At 74.6% G+C, this 16,424-nt stretch carries 18 protein-coding genes; 10 read left to right on the forward strand and 8 right to left on the reverse strand.

From position 1 onward, the window contains the following. Positions 1 to 56: 56 nt before the first annotated feature. Positions 57 to 998, forward strand: a complete 942-nt coding sequence (locus ATL51_RS19105) for an endonuclease/exonuclease/phosphatase family protein (protein WP_157818438.1) — start codon at positions 57 to 59, stop codon at positions 996 to 998. On the opposite strand, the gene ATL51_RS19110 is transcribed toward ATL51_RS19105, so the two are convergent. From ATL51_RS19110 to ATL51_RS19120, 3 genes are all read right to left on the reverse strand, one after another. Continuing rightward, entirely contained in the window at positions 980 to 1,606 is a 627-nt protein-coding gene (locus ATL51_RS19110) for a MerR family transcriptional regulator (protein WP_100879426.1), read from the reverse strand. The genes ATL51_RS19105 and ATL51_RS19110 overlap by 19 nt on opposite strands. A gap of 14 nt (positions 1,607 to 1,620) precedes the next feature. Beyond that, positions 1,621 to 2,172, reverse strand: a complete 552-nt coding sequence (locus tag ATL51_RS19115) for an ATP-dependent Clp protease proteolytic subunit (protein ID WP_100879427.1) — start codon at positions 2,170 to 2,172, stop codon at positions 1,621 to 1,623. A gap of 62 nt (positions 2,173 to 2,234) precedes the next feature. Further along, the gene (locus tag ATL51_RS19120) at positions 2,235 to 2,717 is read right to left on the reverse strand and encodes a MarR family winged helix-turn-helix transcriptional regulator (protein WP_073577942.1); all 483 of its coding nucleotides are present in this window, start codon (positions 2,715 to 2,717) and stop codon (positions 2,235 to 2,237) included. Positions 2,718 to 2,808: 91 nt separating this feature from the next. Here ATL51_RS19120 and ATL51_RS19125 point away from each other — a divergent pair, with 91 nt between their 5' ends. Continuing rightward, a complete protein-coding gene (locus ATL51_RS19125) occupies positions 2,809 to 3,459 on the forward strand; it encodes an FMN-dependent NADH-azoreductase (protein WP_073577889.1) in 651 nt (216 codons plus the stop codon). A 7-nt stretch (positions 3,460 to 3,466) separates the two neighbouring features. Here ATL51_RS19125 and ATL51_RS19130 read toward each other — a convergent pair whose 3' ends face one another. Both ATL51_RS19130 and ATL51_RS19135 read right to left on the reverse strand, forming a co-directional pair. Continuing rightward, a complete protein-coding gene (locus ATL51_RS19130) occupies positions 3,467 to 4,198 on the reverse strand; it encodes a phosphotransferase enzyme family protein (protein ID WP_100879428.1) in 732 nt (243 codons plus the stop codon). Beyond that, a complete protein-coding gene (locus tag ATL51_RS19135; RefSeq protein ID WP_100879429.1) occupies positions 4,177 to 5,217 on the reverse strand; it encodes a sigma-70 family RNA polymerase sigma factor in 1,041 nt (346 codons plus the stop codon). The genes ATL51_RS19130 and ATL51_RS19135 overlap by 22 nt, the downstream gene beginning before the upstream one ends. A 236-nt stretch (positions 5,218 to 5,453) precedes the next feature. Here ATL51_RS19135 and mftR point away from each other — a divergent pair, with 236 nt between their 5' ends. Then, entirely contained in the window at positions 5,454 to 6,092 is a 639-nt protein-coding gene (gene mftR / locus ATL51_RS19140; RefSeq protein WP_100879430.1) for a mycofactocin system transcriptional regulator, read from the forward strand. 62 nt (positions 6,093 to 6,154) lie between these two features. Here the strand turns inward: mftR and ATL51_RS29525 are convergent, their stop codons facing one another. Further along, positions 6,155 to 7,195, reverse strand: coding sequence for a hypothetical protein (locus tag ATL51_RS29525; RefSeq protein WP_301549091.1), 1,041 nt, complete (start codon positions 7,193 to 7,195; stop codon positions 6,155 to 6,157). 605 nt (positions 7,196 to 7,800) lie between these two features. Between ATL51_RS29525 and ATL51_RS19150 the strand changes: the two genes are divergently transcribed. Then, positions 7,801 to 8,004 carry a cold-shock protein gene (locus tag ATL51_RS19150; protein ID WP_020627638.1) on the forward strand — a complete coding sequence of 68 codons (204 nt, stop codon included), beginning with the start codon at positions 7,801 to 7,803 and terminating at the stop codon, positions 8,002 to 8,004. A 77-nt stretch (positions 8,005 to 8,081) separates the two neighbouring features. Here the strand turns inward: ATL51_RS19150 and ATL51_RS19155 are convergent, their stop codons facing one another. Further along, positions 8,082 to 8,882, reverse strand: a complete 801-nt coding sequence (locus tag ATL51_RS19155; protein ID WP_100879432.1) for a TspO/MBR family protein — start codon at positions 8,880 to 8,882, stop codon at positions 8,082 to 8,084. Between the two features lie 255 nt (positions 8,883 to 9,137). Between ATL51_RS19155 and ATL51_RS19160 the strand changes: the two genes are divergently transcribed. The 5 genes from ATL51_RS19160 (at position 9,138) to ATL51_RS19180 (ending at position 13,173) form a co-directional block, all read left to right on the forward strand. Then, positions 9,138 to 9,728, forward strand: a complete 591-nt coding sequence (locus ATL51_RS19160) for a bifunctional DNA primase/polymerase (RefSeq protein WP_392567404.1) — start codon at positions 9,138 to 9,140, stop codon at positions 9,726 to 9,728. Between the two features lie 281 nt (positions 9,729 to 10,009). Beyond that, a complete protein-coding gene (locus ATL51_RS19165) occupies positions 10,010 to 11,353 on the forward strand; it encodes a DUF445 domain-containing protein (RefSeq protein WP_100879434.1) in 1,344 nt (447 codons plus the stop codon). 159 nt (positions 11,354 to 11,512) lie between these two features. Then, positions 11,513 to 11,977: a helix-turn-helix domain-containing protein gene (locus ATL51_RS19170; protein WP_062399838.1), complete on the forward strand. Its 465-nt coding sequence runs from the start codon at positions 11,513 to 11,515 to the stop codon at positions 11,975 to 11,977. Between the two features lie 5 nt (positions 11,978 to 11,982). Next, positions 11,983 to 12,711 carry a hypothetical protein gene (locus ATL51_RS19175; RefSeq protein WP_157818441.1) on the forward strand — a complete coding sequence of 243 codons (729 nt, stop codon included), beginning with the start codon at positions 11,983 to 11,985 and terminating at the stop codon, positions 12,709 to 12,711. 207 nt (positions 12,712 to 12,918) lie between these two features. Then, on the forward strand, positions 12,919 to 13,173 hold the full coding sequence (locus tag ATL51_RS19180; protein ID WP_062404096.1) for a DUF2516 family protein: 255 nt from the start codon (positions 12,919 to 12,921) through the stop codon (positions 13,171 to 13,173). Here ATL51_RS19180 and ATL51_RS28365 read toward each other — a convergent pair. Next, on the reverse strand, positions 13,127 to 13,729 hold the full coding sequence (locus ATL51_RS28365; protein WP_157818442.1) for a hypothetical protein: 603 nt from the start codon (positions 13,727 to 13,729) through the stop codon (positions 13,127 to 13,129). The two genes, ATL51_RS19180 and ATL51_RS28365, sit on opposite strands and share 47 nt — an antisense overlap. Positions 13,730 to 13,852: 123 nt before the next feature. On the opposite strand from ATL51_RS28365, the gene lon reads away from it, so the two are divergent. Continuing rightward, positions 13,853 to 16,195 (forward strand): endopeptidase La, encoded by a 2,343-nt coding sequence (lon, locus tag ATL51_RS19190; RefSeq protein ID WP_208623032.1) that lies wholly within the window; start codon positions 13,853 to 13,855, stop codon positions 16,193 to 16,195. Positions 16,196 to 16,424 lie beyond the last annotated feature (229 nt).

Genomic DNA, 16,424 nt, shown 5'->3' on the forward strand with positions numbered 1-16,424 from the left:
TCCATATAGCTCCCGTGGAACCGTGCGCGGCCCGCGTCCGTTGTCCACCCGTGTCCGTGATCGTCGACCGAGCCCTGCGTACCGCCGTCACCGTGTTGCCGCGACGGTGGCGGACCGACCGGCGCTCCGCCCTGGTCGGTCTGACCGCACTGCGCCCGCACCTCGGCGTCGCAGGACTGGGGGTCGCTGGTCTCCTGCGGCTCACCGGGCTGCGCCGCACCGCGACGGCGGTGGGCCTGGCCGGCGCCGCGGCCGCCGCTCCCGCGCTGCGACGGGTGCTGCCGCGCCCGGACGGCCCGCTGCCGGAAGGGCCCGAGCTGACCGTGCTCGTCGCGAACGTGCTGCTGGGGCGGGCCGACACCGGCGCGCTCGCCGCGACGGTGACCCGGGAGCGGCCGGACGTCGTCGTGCTGCCCGAGGCGGGCGTCGCCTACCTCGACCGGCTCCTGCCCCTGCTCGGCGGCTACCGCGGCTGGTCCTCGGTCCCGCCCGGCGTCCCGGACCAGCGCGGCACGGTGGTACTGGTCGCGCCGCGGGCCGGGGAGGTCGACGTCCGGCCCGGGCAGGGGATGCGGCTGCCGTACCTGGAGGTCACCGGTGGGCTGCTCGGTGCCCGGACGCTGTACGCGGTGCACACCTCCGCGCCGACGAACCCGCGGTGGACCGAGCTGTGGACCGGTGAGCTCGCGCTGATCGGGGAGTGGACCCGCACCCGACCGGCGCCGGTCGTGGCCGGGGACCTCAACGCCGTCGTCGACCACCGGCGGCTGCGCGACGCGTCCGGCGACTGCGTCGACGCCACCGACGGCACCGGGCGGGGGCTCGTGGGGACCTTCCCGTCGTCGCTGCCGCGCTGGGCCGGGATCCGCATCGACCACGTGCTCGTGCCCCGCGGGTCGGTGACCCGCCGCCACGTCGTCCTCGAGACCCCGGGCAGCGACCACCGCGCGGTGCTGGTGACGGTGCGGCTGCCCGGGACTCAGGGTCCGGCGCGGTAGCGCTGCGCGGAGCGGCTCTCCTGGGCGATCCGGCGCAGGGCCGCGAGCAGGGCGTCGCCGAGGACGGTGCCGACCAATGCGGTCTCCGCGGCTTCCTCGCGGTCGGTGGTCCGTCCGATCGCGGCCAGGTCGCCCTCCGCGGCGCGGTCGGCGGCCTCGGCCCACGCCCGCAGGGTCTCCTCGCCGGGGCCCCAGCCCAGCTCGTGCATCCGGGCCAGCACCGACCGGGCCCCGGCCAGCGCGGGCGCGTCCTTCTCGACCTGCCAGCCCACGTGGGCCATGGCTCCGGCCAGGTCGGCCTCCGCCTCGTCGAGCGAGCCGGACGCGCCGACGTCGCCGGTGATCGCGTAGACCGTCCGACCGAGCATGTCGTGCAGGCCGACCGCGGGGTCGTCGACGGCCGACAGCACCTCGCGGACGGTCGCGATCGGCAGCCCGCCGACCTCGACGAGCGCCCGGATCAGGCGCAGCCGGCGGACGTGCGCGTCGTCGTAGCGGGCCTGGTTCGGTGACGTCGTCTCGCCGCGGGGCAGCAGGCCCTCGCGCAGGTAGTACTTGATCGTCGCGACGGGGACACCGGACGACCGGGACAGATCCGAGACTCGCACATCGGAGACTCTAGCTATCCGTTTCGGCCCGGGGGTTCCGACAGCCCGTCGACGATGCCGAACGTCACCGCCTCCGCCGCCGACAGCCAGCGGTCCCGGGCGTCGCCGGGCAGCGGGGCGCCGCAGTACGCCGCGGTCAGCGACTCGATCTCGCGGCGGCGTCCGGCGAGGTGGTCGGCCCGGACCCGCACGTCGCCGGGGTGCGAGCCGCGGACCGGCCCGTCCGCGGTGGGCAGGAACGCGGCGTGCGCGCGAGCGAGCCGCTTGCCCGGCGTCCCCGACGCGACGAGGAACGGCACCGGGCCCGCGAGTGATCCCACGGCGACGGTCGCGACGTCGACGCCGAGCGTGCGGATCGTGTCGTGCACCGCCATCGCGGCGACCGGGGAGCCGCCGGGCGCCAGGACGTGCAGGGTGATGTCGCGGCGCGCGTCCTCCGCGGCCAGCAGCAGCAGGCGCGCGCAGGTCTCGGCGGCGACGTCGTCGTCGAGCTCGCGGGCGAGCAGCACGATCCGCTCGCCGAGCAGGCGGTCGGCGGGGTCGGACGGGGTGGACAGGGCGGGCATCGGATCTCCGCTCCTCGGGTGCCGCCCGACACTAGGGCCGGGGTGGGCCACCTGACCTGCGGTTACGCCGACGGCGGACGGGGTTCGCCCTCGGCGGAGGTCGGGTCGGTGCCCGCGGTCGCGACCCGGCGCAGCAGCGTCCGGAGCGCGCCCTGCTCGTCCGGGGAGAGCGGCGCCAGGATGTGGGCCTCGGCGGCGCGCAGCCGGGTCTCGGTCTCGCAGAGCAGCGCCCGGCCGGCCGTGGTGAGCACGATCCGGCGGGCCCGCCGGTCGTTCGGGTCGGGCCGCCGCTCGATCAGTCCCGCCTCCTGGACCTTGTCCAGCAGGTAGGTCATCACGGTGCGGTCCACGCCGAGCTTGCGGGCGAGCGCGAGCTGGGTGGGCGGATCGTCCCCGGCCGCGGCGGCGAGCACCTGGAAACCGCGCTGACCGCCGGGCAGCGTGCCGACGACGCACTGCACCGCCGTGGCGTGGTCGCGCGCCACCCGGGTCAACGCCCACGCCAGGTCGCACTCGACGCTCTGCGGGGCGGACGGACCGGACATCGTCACAGGATACGTGCTTGCCAAGGTCTTCTCCCGTGCAGATACTCTGTTCAACAGAACATCTTCACTCCAGATCGACCGGGAGGTCACCGTGTCCCTGTTCCGACTCGACGCGAGCATCCGCACCGAGGGCTCCGTCAGCCGCGAGATCGCCGACGAGGTCGAGCGCGCCTACCTCGACGCGCGACCGGGCGCCGAGGTCGTCCGCCGTGACCTGGGCACCGCCCCGCTGCCCGCCGATCTGTGGACCACCGCGGTCGCGGCCGGATACGTGGCCGAGGCCGACCGCACCCCGGAGCAGCGCGGGGCCCTCGCGCGCATCGCGGAGTTGGCCGACGAGGTGCTGGCCGCGGACGCCGTCGTCGTCGGATCGCCGCTCTACAACTTCGGCATCGCCGCGCACCTGAAGACCTGGGTCGACGCACTGATCACCGACCCCCGGTTCGCGCCGGGGAGCACGCCCCTCGCCGGCCGTCCGGTCGTGCTCGTGGTCTCCCGGGGAGGCGGCTACGGGCCGGGCACCCCGCGCGAGGGGTGGGACCACGGCTCCGGCTGGATCACCCGCATCCTGCGTGACGTGTGGGGTGCCGACGTGACCGTCGTGGAGACGGAGCTGACCCTGGCCGACGTGGTGCCCGCGATGAGCGAGCTGCGCCCGCTGGCCGCGGAGAAGCGCGAGCGCGCCCGCGTCGACGCCCGGACGGCGGGGGAGCGGGTCGCCGCGGTGACGCCGGCGGCGTGAGGCCCGGTCAGGGGGCGGCGCGCAGCGCGGCGAGCCGCTCCCGGGCGTAGCCGGGTTCGACGGTCCAGCAGACCGCGACCTCCCACGCGTCGACGGCGCGGCGGACCTCGCGTGCCGCCCCGGGACCACCGTCGAGGTCGAGCACCGTCCGGTCCACCCGGCACTCGTCCCAGTCGAGCAGGCCCGGACGTCCGTCCAGGACCCGGATGTTGCCCGGGCCGGGGTCGCCGTGGACGACGGCGACCGGACCGTCCACCACGGCCCACGCGGCCCGGCACTCCGCGACGACATCGGACGGCATCGCGGTCAGGTCCACGTCCCCACCGCGGTCGGCGCCCGCGAGCAGCTCGGTCGTGCCCACGAACCCCGGCCGCTGGCTCCGCCCCGAGGTGAGGGCGTGCAGCCGGCGCAGCTCGGCGGCGATGGCCGCCTCGTCGCCCGGCCCGGGTGGGTCGCCGTCGAGCCAGGTCCGGACGACGACCGCCCCGCACCGCCGCCGTCCGTCACCGGTCGGGACGACGTCGGGTACGCGGAAACCGTGGGCCCGCAGCTCGCCGGTCAGGTCGAGCTCCCAGTCCAGCGCCGCGGGCGTCCGCCCACTCCGGTGGACCACCAGCCGTCGGCTCCCGTCCGTCGCCGCCCAGACCGCGCCGCGGTGCCCGCCGCCGAGCCGGGCCGTGATGCGCAGCCCCGGCCAGGCGACGAGCCCGGGCGGCGTCAGCCGGCCTTCGGTTCCCACAGCTCCGGCCGGTCGGCCAGCTTCAGCGGCAGCCCGAAGTAGCCGAACAGCTCGGTGTTGAGGAAGATGCTCAGCCCGGTGACGACCCCGTCCTCGATCCGCAGGGCCGTGATGCCCCAGGCCTCGAACTCGCCGTTCGGCCCGGACGGCTTCCACTGGGCGAAGCCGACCGTCCCGTTGATCTCCACCGGAGCCACCCGCGACCCGCGGCAGCCCTGCCCGGGGCCGGTCGCCATCCAGGCGATGACGTCGTCCCGGCCGCGGAACCAGAGCTCCAGCGGAGGCATGTTCTGCTCGACGTCCTCGTGGAGCAGCGCCGTCAGCGCCTCCATGTCGAAGGCCTCGAACGCTGCCATGTAGCGCATCAGCAGCGCGGTCTGCGCCGGGTCCATCGCCGGGGAGGTCTGCGGCGCCGCCTCGGAGATGCCCTGTTCGCCCAGGGTGGCGCGGGCGCGCTGCAGGGCGCTGTTGACCGAGGCGACCGAGGTGTCCAGCAGCTCGGCGACCTCGGCGGCCTTCCAGCACAGGACCTCGCGCAGGATCAGCACGGCGCGCTGGCGGGCCGGCAGGTGCTGCAGCGCCGCGATGAACGCGAGCCGGATCGTCTCCTTCGCGACGGCCTTGTCCGCCGGGTCCCCGGCCGGTGTCGACACCCGGGAGTCGGGCATCGGTTCGAGCCACTCGGCGTCGGGCAGCGGCTCGCGCAGCGACTCGGCGACCGGTGCGCCGGGGCCTCCGATGTCCATCGGGACGGCGCGGCGCTTGCGCCCGTTCAACGCGTCGATGCAGACGTTGGTGGCGATGCGGTACAGCCAGGACCGCAGCGAGGAGCGGCCGTCGAACTTCGCGACGCCCCTCCAGGCCCGGACCATCGTGTCCTGCACCGCGTCCTCGGCCTCGAACGCCGAGCCGAGCATCCGGTAGCAGTAGCCGGTCAGCTCGCGCCGGTGGTCCTCGAGGCGCTCCTCGGGTGGCCGCTCGTCCACGGTGGTGTCGGCGGCCCGTGCGGGTGCGCTCATGGTTCCCCCTCGACGTACCCGTCCGGGTGGGTCCCGGTCCGTCTGGCCGCGAGTGTGCCGCGCCACACCGACAAAGTGGAGAGCCCACGCGACGAACGGCCGCCCGAACAGGGGCGACGTGCGCCGACGGGCCGACCGCGACGTGGGATGATCGGGGCCGACGGCGTTCCGCTCGACCCTCCCGGTCCGCCGGTCGCAGGCACGACGGAGGAGTCGGGGAGCACGGCGGGGCGACGATGTCAGCGGTGACCGAGAACGACGGGACCGGAAGTGCCGGCGGGGGCGGGGCGCGCCGCGCCGGTCGTCGCCCGGTCACCTCCCGCTCGGAGATCGAGCACATCGCGCTGGAGATGTTCAGCGACCAGGGGTTCGAGCACACGACCGTCGACGACGTCGCGCACGCCGCGGGGATCGGGCGTCGCACGTTCTTCCGGTACTTCGCCTCCAAGAACGACATCGCCTGGGGCGCCTTCGACGAGCAGCTGGTGCGGATGCGCGCGGTGCTCGCGGCCCAGCCGTCGGACCTGCCGACGCTGGAGGGGGTCCGGCGGGCGGTGCTGGAGTTCAACCACGTCGAGCCGGACGAGCAGCCCTGGCACAGGCGCCGGCTGCGGCTGATCCTTCGGACCCCGGCGCTGCAGGCGCACTCGACGCTGCGCTACGCCTCCTGGCGGGAGGTCGTGGCCGACTACGTGGCCGAGCGTCGTGGCGAGGACTCCTCGGAGCTCGTCCCGCAGAGCGTCGGGCACGCCTGCCTGGGCGTGTGCATCGCGGCCTACGAGCGTTGGCTGGCCGACGACGGCGCCGAGCTCGCCGACCTGCTCGACGAGGTGCTGCGGGCGCTGCAGCGGGGCTGGGCGACCGAGCTCCCCTGAGACGCGCCGCGACGGCGCCCCGGGTGCGGGACGCCGTCGCGTGGCGGTGCCTGCGTCGCAGGTCAGCGGGTGGTGCCGAAGAGTCGCTCCCACAGGCTGGGGCGGGTCGGGGCGGTGCGCTCCGGCGCGTCCTGGGTCCGGGCGTCGGCCGGGGCCTGCGGAGCGGCGGTGCCGTCCGGGGTGGTGGCGACGGCCGGGGCGCCCGGTGCTGCCGGGGCCGCGGGCACGGCGGGAGCGGCCGGGACACCCGGAGCGGCGGGGACACCCGGAGCGGCGGGGGCACCCGGGACGGCCGGAGCGCCCGGGACGGCCGGGGCCTCCGGAGCGGTGGGCGCGCCCGGGACGGCCGGGGCCTCCGGAGCGGTGGGCGCACCCGGGACGGCGGGTACCGCCGGCGCCTGGGGGAGGGCCGGGGTCTGGGGGGCCGCCGGGGCCTGCGGGGCGGCCGGCGGCTGCGGAACACCGGGAGCGCCCGGGACGGCCGGGGGCTCGGGGGCCTGCCGGCCCGCGGTGTCCGAGGTGACGGCGACGGCCGGGGTCGCCGAGGCGGCCGGCGCCGCGGGGGCGACCTGCGCCACCGGAGCGGCCGGAACGCCCGGGACGGCCGGGGCCTCCGGAGCGGTGGGCGTGCCCGGGACGGCGGGGGTGGCCGGCACCGCGGGAGCGGCGGGGGCCGCGGGCACGGCCGGAGCGGCGGGCGCAGCCGGAACGGCGGGCGCGGCCGGGGCCGCCGGCGCACCCGGAACAGCCGGCGCGGCGGGGACCTGCGGCGCGGCCGGCGCGCCGGGGACGGCCGGAGCTGCCGGGACGACCGGGGCGCCCGGAGCCGCGGGGACGCCCGGGGTCGGCACGTCCTGGACGGGGACGGCGGTGTCGGCGGGCGTCGCCGGGGCGGTCGCCGCGCCGTTCCCGAAGAGCGTGTCGAACAACCGGTCCAGCGGGCCGTCGGACACCGCGGCGGGCGCGTGGGCGACGGTCGCGGCCGGGGCGACCGGGGTGGAGGCACGAACGGGCTCGGCCGCGCCGGCCACGCCGGCGCCGTACACACCCAGGGTGCCGATCATGAGGGTCAGGGCGACGGAAGTGGTGACTCGGGTTCGCACGGTCTCTCCAGTTCGCTGTGCTGCTGCACGGGGTGACGGACGGCGCTGAGCTTGCGGTCACCGGGCGTCGTCCACCAGTGACCCGATCGTGGCCACACGAGTCACAGAGGCCCCACCGGTCACGCTGTGAGCGGATCGCACCGCAACGCACCCGGAACGGGCGACCCCGTCCGGGGCTGTGCGGGGCCGCCGGGCGGGCCCGGACCGTCGTCGCCACCCGAACCGGGGAGGACGTGCGCCCGGCGCTCACCCGACGGCGTGGAACTCGTCCCGCGCTCACTCGTTCGGGACGGTGATGACCGCCCGTTGCCGATCGACGGCCCGGATCTCACATTCCGTGATCGCGCAGGAGGAGCTCGACGGGCGGTCGGCGCCGCGGAACGGGCCCGTGCGGGGGCGTCGAGTGAGGACGGTCGACGTGCCGGAGAGCCGTGGTAGCGTCCGCGTCGGTTGCAGTCGTTCTTCTCCGATCGCCACGAAGCGTCCGTGTGAAGTTGTGACGGTGGGCGTCGTCGATCGGTGCTGAGGTGCCACGGCGGTGTCCACGCGACCTCCGGCTCTTGCTGTGAGGGCCGGAACCGCTCCATCTGAGAAGGACACACGCTATGCCGCAGGGCACCGTCAAGTGGTTCAACGCCGAGAAGGGCTTCGGCTTCATCGCCACCGACGACGAGGGACCGGACGTCTTCGTCCACTACTCCGCCATCGAGTCGAACGGATTCCGCACGCTGGAGGAGAACCAGCGCGTCGACTTCCAGGCCAGCCAGGGCAAGAAGGGCCCGCAGGCCGACTCGGTCCGCGTGATCTGACTTCTGCGCGGGCACGACCCGCGCACCGCGACGGCGCCGGCTCCCCTCGGGGACCGGCGCCGTCGTCGTTCCCGGGGTCAGCCGAAGGCCGGCCGCAGCCCCTCCCGCGCCCGCAGTGCCGCCGCGACGACCACCGCCCCGACGCCGAGCGCCGCGACCACGGTCACCGGCACCGTCCCGGCCGCCGCGGACTCCACCGCGACCCAGACCAGCGCCCAGGCGGCCGTCGCCGCGTAGGGCAGCGCCGCCGTCGTCCGCCGGGCCGCGACGCCCGCGGCCAGCACGCCGGCACCGAGGAGTGCCGCGGCCGTCACCGGGCCGAGCGGCGCGCCCCAGTAGGTCAGCGTCACCGAGAACCCGGCGACGGTCGCGAGTGACACCCAGCCCGTGTAGAAGGCCAGCGGGCCGTGCAGGAGTGCCCGGTCGGCCACTCCCTCGGCGGGGAACGCGGCGAGCCGGTGCAGCACCACGGCCAGGGTCACCAGCAGTGCCACGATCAGCAGCTGCGCGGTGCCCAGGAGCTCCTGGGAGAACACGACGATCCAGCCCGCGTTGAGCGCCGCCGTCGCCACGAACAGCCAGCCGGTCGCCCGGTGCACCGGGCGCGACCGCTGCCCGGGCAGCGACTGGTACACCGCGTACACGAGCAGGGCCAGGTAGATGAGGCCCCACACGGAGAACGCCACCGTCGCCGGGGTGACCAGTGAGGGGTAGCGGTCGCTGAGCACCCGCTGCGACTCCCCGAACGTCCCGCTGCCGCCGAGCGAGCCCGCCACCGCCTGCAGTACCGCCGCGGCGAGCACCGCCCAGGTGCGTGCCAAGTCCATCCCGGTGGCCGGGCCTGCCGTGCGGCCCGCCCTCGCCGTCGTCGACGCCATGTCCAGTCCTTCCGATCGTCCCAACCATCTCGATGATAAAGACAATCGACGCACGAGGCATGTCGAGCGGTACGACGACCGGCGTTGCGCCGGACGGCGGCGGGGTTGCCACCGGTCGTCGGTCCGCTGCGCCCGGTCACCCGCCGTTCACCGGTGGCCGCGACGCCGTGCGGTAGGCGTTCCCCGCTCGTCTCGCCGCTGCGCACCCTCGCCGCGCACCCCTCGCGAACTCGTGCGGGGAGCCCGATCCTGGTGGTGTACTTCACAGGGAAAGCGGCACCACAGGGGTTGTCGCACAAGCGGAAGGAAGTGACCTCCATGTCCTGGTGGGACAGCTACCGAGCCGTCTACGGCGCGGAGCTGCGAGCGGCTGCTCGCGAGTACGCCGACCACGGTTGGCCGCTCGTGCCGGGGCCGGGCGCGGAGGTCATGCTCGCGACGGGCGACGTGCTCGACGTGGTCGAGGTCCCGGCGGCCATCGGTCGGCAGGTCTGCCGGACGCTGCGTGAGGCCGGCGAGGTCGTGCCGGTCGCCGCGACGCCCGAGGGCACCTGGTGGTTCCCGATGAGCCCGCGGCACGCGCTCCCGGCCGAGCTGAGCCTGCACACCGACGTCGTGCTGCACACCGACGGCATCGGCGTCGTCGCCCCGCCGACCGAGCGTCCCGAGGGCTGGGTGCAGTGGCGCGTGGCCCCGGCGCGGGTCGGCTACCGGGTGCCCGAGGCCGCGGTCGTCGTCGAAGCGGTCTGCGACGCGGTGCGCCGTCGCGGCAGTGAGCAGTCCCTGCCCGACGAGCAGGAGGCGCGGGCCGAGCAGCCCGGCGTCCCGAGCGCCCTGCGGCGCTGACCCTCCCGCGCGGCCCGGACGGAACCGAGGATCCGGCCCGCGCGACCGCGTACCGCCCGCCCGAATCCGTCCCGATGTCGTCTCCGCAGGTCTCCGCGGGACGCCGGGAGCGGCCGGGCGGTGCGCCCCGGAAGCGGCGCCCGAGGGGGCACTTCTCCCTCGCCGCGCAGCCGCTCCACCGGCCACGGCCGGGTCCGGCGGGACATCCCCCGGACCCGGCCGGGGACCCGTACCGCGCGCCCCCGGCGCCCGTTGTCGGTGTCCCCGGGCACTATGGGTGTGTGCAGACCTCCCGCGCGCCGGAGCGCCCGACCCCCGTCCCGCAGCGGGACCGCACCATCGGGTCCGTTCCCGACGTCCCCCTCGGCGGCTTCGGCCCCGGTGACGAGCAGAAGCGGCGCGACCTGCGGCGCATGAAGGCCGTCGCCACCGGGTTCCTCCTCGGCGCGACGGTCGTGTTCTTCGTCGCGAAGTACTTCGAGGTCGTCCGCGGTCTCCCCGGGGCGGACTATGTCCGGGCCGCCGCCGAGGCCGGCATGGTCGGTGCGCTCGCCGACTGGTTCGCGGTGACCGCGCTGTTCCGGCACCCGTTGCGGATCCCGATCCCGCACACCGCGATCATTCCGCGCAAGAAGGACATGATCGGTGACAGCCTCGGCGACTTCGTCGGGGAGAACTTCCTGTCCGAGTCCGTCGTCCGCGACAAACTCGAGCGGATCGGGGTCAGCGAGTCGGTCGGGCGGTGGATCGCCGAGCAGCAGAACGCCGACCGGATCACCACCGAGCTGGTCACCGCCGCGCGGGCCCTCGTGACCGTGCTGCGCGACGAGGACGTGCAGAACGTCATCGAGACCGTCGCGGTCCGCAAGCTGATGGAGATTCCGGTCGGTCCGCCGATGGGCAAGGCGCTGGAGGGCGTCCTGGCCGACGGCGCCCACCGCAGGCTGGTCGACCTCGTCTGCGACCGCGCCTACGACTGGGTCGCCGACAACCAGGAGATGGTCCTGCGGGTGGTGCACGACCGCGCGCCGTCCTGGACGCCGCGCTTCGTCGACGACCTCGTGGCCGACAAGTTGTTCGCCGAGATCCGCGGGTACGCCTGGGCGGTCAAGACCGACCCCGAGCACCCGCTGCGGCACGCCGTGGACCGCTACCTCGCCGAGTTCGCCCGCGACCTGCAGCACGACGAGACGACGATGGAGCGCGCCGAGCAGGTCAAGCGCCAGGTCGTCGAGCACCCGGAGGTGCAGCACTTCATCGGCCGCGCCTGGACGGTCGTGAAGTCCATGGTCCTCGACGCCGCCGACGACCCGTCGAACGAGCTGCGCCTGCGAGTGCGCGACGGCCTCATGGCCTTCGGGCGGAGGCTGGGCCGCGACGCCGAGCTGCGCGCGAAGCTCGACGGTTGGCTGGCGGACGCCGCGTCGTACGTCGTGCGGCACTACCGGCACCAGATCACCACCCTGATCACCGAGACCGTCGCCCGCTGGGACGCGGAGGAGACCTCGCGCAAGATCGAGCTCCAGGTGGGCCGGGACCTGCAGTGGATCCGGATCAACGGCACCGTCGTGGGGGCGCTCGCCGGCCTGGTCATCCACGCCGTGGGGGAGCTCGTCATCGGGTGATCGGTCGGGTGTCCCCGGATGACATCGCACTGTCACCGGGCCGTCACCGACGTGGCGCACGCCACGTGACCAGCGCTAGCACTGTGCTTGCAGGAGCTAGCGGTGCCGCGTAGGGTCGGTTCCGTCAGTGAGGAACGGATCGAGGCGGAGGTGAGACGGATGGCCACCGAGCGCAAGCACGGAGAGCGTGAGTCCGTCGAACCCGTCGAGCGCGTCGCGCAGGCCGTCGAGAGCGTCGGTCAGACCGTGGGGCACGCGGTGGAAGACATCGGGTCCTACATCCGCGCCCAGCGCGAGGCCGCCCAGGTCTCCATGCGGCAGCTGGCCCGCACCGCGGGCGTCAGCAACCCGTATCTCAGCCAGGTCGAGCGCGGACTGCGCAAGCCGTCCGCCGAGATACTGCAGCAGATCGCCAAGGGGCTGCGGATCTCCGCCGAGGCGCTGTACGTCCGCGCCGGGATCCTCGAGGAGCGGCCCGCCGGTCAGGTGACCGACGCGGTGCTCACCGATCCGACTCTCAACGAGCGGCAGAAACGTGTGCTGCTCGATGTCTACGAGTCCTTTCGCAGGGAGAACGGCCTCTCTGCCGGCACCACCGACACCCCCACCGATACGAGGAAGTGATCACCATGGCCGTGAACCTCCCCACCAGCGCCGACGTGCAGAAGCTGCGTGAGCAGACCGCCGAGCAGGCCGAGGTCGTCCGCACCCCGCTGCTCGCCGTGCTCGGCGCCGGCGACTTCGCCGTCACCACCATGAGCAAGGCCGTCACCGACGCCCGCTCCACCGCCACCAAGCGCGCCGAGGAGGTGCAGACCCGCGTCCAGGAGCTCCCCGACGAGCTCAAGGAGCTCCGCGGCAAGCTGTCCTCGGACAACATCCGCAAGCAGGTCGAGGAGTTCCGCTCCGAGGTCGAGGGCGTCTACGTCGGGTTCGCCCAGCGCGGTGAGAAGGCCTGGGGCCGGATCCGCAAGCAGCCGCAGGTCAAGCAGGCCATCGCCACCGTCGAGGGCCTGACCGAGAAGTTCGACACCCGCGTCGACGAGTTCGTGGACGAGACCCACGACGCCGCCGTCAAGACCCTGGGCGCGGTCACCACGCAGACCCGCTCGGTCGGCGAGAAGGTCGCCCGCCGGGCCCAGACCGCCGCGAGCGAGGCCGCCGAGGTCGTCACCGAGGTCTCGAAGGAGGCCGCCGAGGCGATCGAGGAGGCCGGCGACGAGGTCGCCTCCACCACCCGGTCGACCGCGCGTCGTACCGCCGCCAAGACCGACCCGAAGACCGCCACCGGCGCGAAGGTCCCGGCCCGCAAGCCGACCACCCGCCGCGGCACCTCGACGGCGTCGGCCAAGAAGTGACACCCTCCGGGCCCCGCGCCCGGTGAGCACGACCCGCGCCCCCGGCCGATCCCGATCGGCCGGGGGCGTCGTCGTGTGCGGATGCGGATCGTCCTGCCCGGATCCGGCGCCGGACGTGACCGGCGCCCGGGTTGTCCGTACCCTGGCCGAGTGCTGTCACTGCCAGGAGCCCCCGATGAACTGATCATCTTCGTGATCAAATGGATCATGGTCGTGGTCGGCGGGTTCTCGTTCGGGCACGCACTGATGCAACGTGCGGACGCCTTCACCGCGGCGGGCAAGCTCACCAAGAACGCATGGCTGGGCATCACCGGCGTCGCGCTGCTGCTCCTGATCATCACGAACGGCCCGATGTTCGGCGGTGCCATGTTCTGGCTGGCCGCCACCGTCGCGACGCTGGTCTACCTGGTCGACGTCAAGCCCGCGGTGATGGAGGTCCAGGGCGGCGGACCGCGCTGGTGAACCACCCGGTCCTCGGGACGCTCGCGGCCGTCCCGGCGCTGGACCGGCCCGACCTGCTCGCGGAGCCCGTCGTCGCTGCGCTGGCGGGCCTCGACGCGGGCCGGGTCGCCGTCGCCGAGATCGACCCGGACCTGGCCGACGCCGCCCCGCCGACCGGCCGCTCCGGCTGTCGCCCGGGGGGCGCCGGGGCCGACGCCGTCGTCGTCAGGAGCGGGGCGCGGGCCGGGAAGCCGGCGGACCCGTCGGTCGAGGTCCAGCCCCCGGGCAGCAGCAGGAACTGGCTGCTGGACCGTACGGCGAGCTCGAGGCGGTCGTAGCGGAAGCGGTAGCCGGCGTCCGGCCCGGCGACCGCGCAGACCAGCCCGACGCCGAGCAGCACGAAGGACACGCCCCACTCGGTGACCGCGGTCGTCACCGGGACCGGGCGGGTCCCGCGGGCGAGCCGCGCCGCCGCGAGCAGCGCCAGGACCGCTGCGCACAGGGGGAGTCCGCGCAGCTGCGAGACCTGCATGAACAGCTCCGCACCCGCGGTCCCGAGCGCCCCCCGGTCACGCACCGGTGCCCCGCGGTACTCGGTGTGCCCACGGTCGCCGTCACGTGCTCCGGTGTCCGCGTTCGCCCTGAGCGGACACGACTCAACTCCGGGAAGCGGAGGACCCTCCGCGTGGTTGGGCAGGACATGAGTGACGTGCTGACGCTCCCGGTCCTGCCCCTCGACGACGCCGTGGTCCTGCCCGGCATGGTCGTCCCCGTCCGTCTCGACGACTCCGACACCCGTGCCGCGGTGGACGCGGCCACCGCCGCGGCCCAGGACCGCGACGACGGGAGACGGGTGCTCGTCGTGCCCCGCATCGACGGCCGCTACGGCGCCATCGGCGTCGTCGCCGTGCTCGAGCAGATCGGCAGGCTCCCCAACGGGGACCGGGCCGCCGTCGTGCGGGGTGAGCGGCGCGCCCGTATCGGGTCGGGGGTCTCCGGCCCCGGCGCGGCGCTCTGGGTCGAGGCCGAGCCGGTCGACTCCGGCGAGCCCACCGGCCGCACCCACGAGCTCGCCCGCGAGTACAAGGCTCTGGTGATCGGCATCCTGCAGCAGCGGGGGGCCTGGCAGGTCATCGACTCCGTGCAGCAGACCGACGACCCGGGCGCGCTCGCCGACCTCGCCGGGTGGGCGTCGTGGCTGGACGTCGCGCACAAGGCCGAGCTGCTCGCCGAGATCGACCTCGATGCCCGGCTGGAGAAGCTCCTGGGCTGGACCAAGGAGCACGTCGCCGAGCAGGAGGTCACCGAGAAGATCTCGAACGACGTCCGCGAGGGCATGGAGAAGCAGCAGCGCGAGTTCCTGCTCCGCCAGCAGCTCGCCGCGATCCGCAAGGAGCTCGGTGAGGACGACCCGGAGGGCTCCGACGACTACCGCGCCCGCGTGGAGGCCGCCGACCTGCCCGACGAGGTCCGCAAGGCCGCGCTGACCGAGGTCGGCAAGCTGGAACGCTCCTCGGACCAGAGCCCGGAGTCCGGCTGGATTCGGACCTGGCTCGACACCGTCCTCGACATCCCGTGGAGCACCGCGACCACCGACTCGTCGGACCTCGTGGAGGCCCGTCGCATCCTCGACGCCGACCACGCCGGTCTCGACGACGTGAAGGAGCGCCTCGTCGAGTTCCTCGCCGTGCGCGCCCGCCGCGAGCGCAAGGGCCTCGACACCGTCGGCGGCCGCGGCTCGGGCGCGGTGCTCTCGCTGGTCGGCCCGCCCGGTGTCGGCAAGACGTCGTTGGGGGAGTCGGTCGCCCGCGCGCTCGGCCGGAACTTCGTCCGCGTCGCGCTCGGCGGCGTCCGGGATGAGGCGGAGATCCGCGGTCACCGGCGCACCTACGTCGGCGCGCTGCCCGGCCGGATCGTCCGCGCCATCCGCGAGGCCGGCTCGATGAACCCCGTCGTGCTGCTCGACGAGATCGACAAGGTCGGCAGCGATTTCCGCGGTGACCCGACCGCGGCGCTGCTGGAGGTCCTCGACCCGGCGCAGAACCACACGTTCCGCGACCACTACCTGGAGGTCGACCTCGACCTGTCGAACGTCCTGTTCCTGGCGACGGCGAACGACGGCTCCGCGATCCCCGGCCCGCTGGCCGACCGCATGGAGATCGTGACGCTCGACGGCTACACCGAGCCGGAGAAGGTCGCGATCGCCCGTGACCACCTGCTGCCGCGCCAGGTCGCCAAGGCCGGTCTCGACGACGGCGACGTCGAGTTCACCGACGTCGCGCTGTCGATGATCGCCGCCGAGTACACCCGGGAGGCCGGGGTCCGGCAGCTGGAGCGGGGCCTGGCGAAGGTGCTGCGGAAGGTGGCCGTCCAGCTGGACGCGTCGGAGACCGAGCGCCCGGTGCACGTCGACGCCGACGCGCTCGTCACCTACCTCGGCCGTCCGCGGTTCACGCCGGAGTCCGCCGAGCGGACCTCGGTGCCGGGCGTCGCGACCGGGCTGGCGGTGACCGGTGCCGGTGGTGACGTGTTGTTCATCGAGGCCACCTCGATGGACGGCGAGCCGGGCCTGCAGATCACCGGGCAGCTGGGCGAGGTGATGACCGAGTCCGTCTCGATCGCACTGTCCTACCTGCGCTCGCGCGGGCTGGCCGGTGACCTCGCGTCGCGCAAGCTGCACGTGCACGTCCCGGCCGGTGCGGTCCCGAAGGACGGCCCGTCCGCCGGCGTCACGATGACGACGGCGCTGGCGTCGCTGGCCTCCGGGCGTCCCGTCCGGAGCTCGGTCGGCATGACCGGCGAGGTGACGCTGCAGGGCAAGGTCCTGCCCATCGGCGGGGTGAAGCAGAAGCTGCTCGCCGCGCACCGGGCCGGGCTGACCGACGTGATCATCCCGAAGCGCAACGAGCCGGACCTGGACGACGTCCCGGCCGCGGTCCGCGAGGAGCTGCGGGTGCACCCGGTCGCCGACGTCTCCGAGGTCCTGGCGATCGCCCTGGAGCCCGCCCACGACGCGGCGACGGCCGAGCAGTCCGCGGCCTGATCTCCGTCCGACCCACGGCGTGAGCCGTACGATCCGGCGCCCGTTCCGCAGCACGCGGGGCGGGCGCCGTCGTGTGCTCGCCCCGCGCTCGCCCCGCCGGTACGCCCCGCTCCGCGCGTCGCGAGCGCCCCTCCTCGCGCAGCTGTTCCTACGGGAAGTTCGCCGAGATGCAGCTCAGCGGGAACTGTCGATCTCCACGGCCCGCTGAGCTGCATCTCGGCGTGTGCGG

Origin of the sequence: Pseudonocardia alni, from assembly GCF_002813375.1 — a bacterium.
In the GTDB taxonomy this organism is placed as follows: Bacteria; Actinomycetota; Actinomycetes; order Mycobacteriales; family Pseudonocardiaceae; genus Pseudonocardia; species Pseudonocardia alni.

What these genes read in the sequence shown, in the direction of transcription:
- ATL51_RS19115 (WP_100879427.1), bottom strand. Translation starts at nt 2,172, where the DNA reads ATGCCCGCCCTGTCCACCCCGTCCGACCCCGCCGACCGCCTGCTCGGC.
- ATL51_RS19120 (WP_073577942.1), bottom strand. Translation starts at nt 2,717, where the DNA reads ATGTCCGGTCCGTCCGCCCCGCAGAGCGTCGAGTGCGACCTGGCGTGG.
- ATL51_RS19135 (WP_100879429.1), bottom strand. Translation starts at nt 5,217, where the DNA reads ATGAGCGCACCCGCACGGGCCGCCGACACCACCGTGGACGAGCGGCCA.
- mftR (WP_100879430.1), top strand. Translation starts at nt 5,454, where the DNA reads ATGTCAGCGGTGACCGAGAACGACGGGACCGGAAGTGCCGGCGGGGGC.
- ATL51_RS19150 (WP_020627638.1), top strand. Translation starts at nt 7,801, where the DNA reads ATGCCGCAGGGCACCGTCAAGTGGTTCAACGCCGAGAAGGGCTTCGGC.
- ATL51_RS19155 (WP_100879432.1), bottom strand. Translation starts at nt 8,882, where the DNA reads ATGGCGTCGACGACGGCGAGGGCGGGCCGCACGGCAGGCCCGGCCACC.
- ATL51_RS19170 (WP_062399838.1), top strand. Translation starts at nt 11,513, where the DNA reads ATGGCCACCGAGCGCAAGCACGGAGAGCGTGAGTCCGTCGAACCCGTC.
- ATL51_RS19175 (WP_157818441.1), top strand. Translation starts at nt 11,983, where the DNA reads ATGGCCGTGAACCTCCCCACCAGCGCCGACGTGCAGAAGCTGCGTGAG.
- ATL51_RS19180 (WP_062404096.1), top strand. Translation starts at nt 12,919, where the DNA reads ATGGTCGTGGTCGGCGGGTTCTCGTTCGGGCACGCACTGATGCAACGT.
- lon (WP_208623032.1), top strand. Translation starts at nt 13,853, where the DNA reads ATGAGTGACGTGCTGACGCTCCCGGTCCTGCCCCTCGACGACGCCGTG.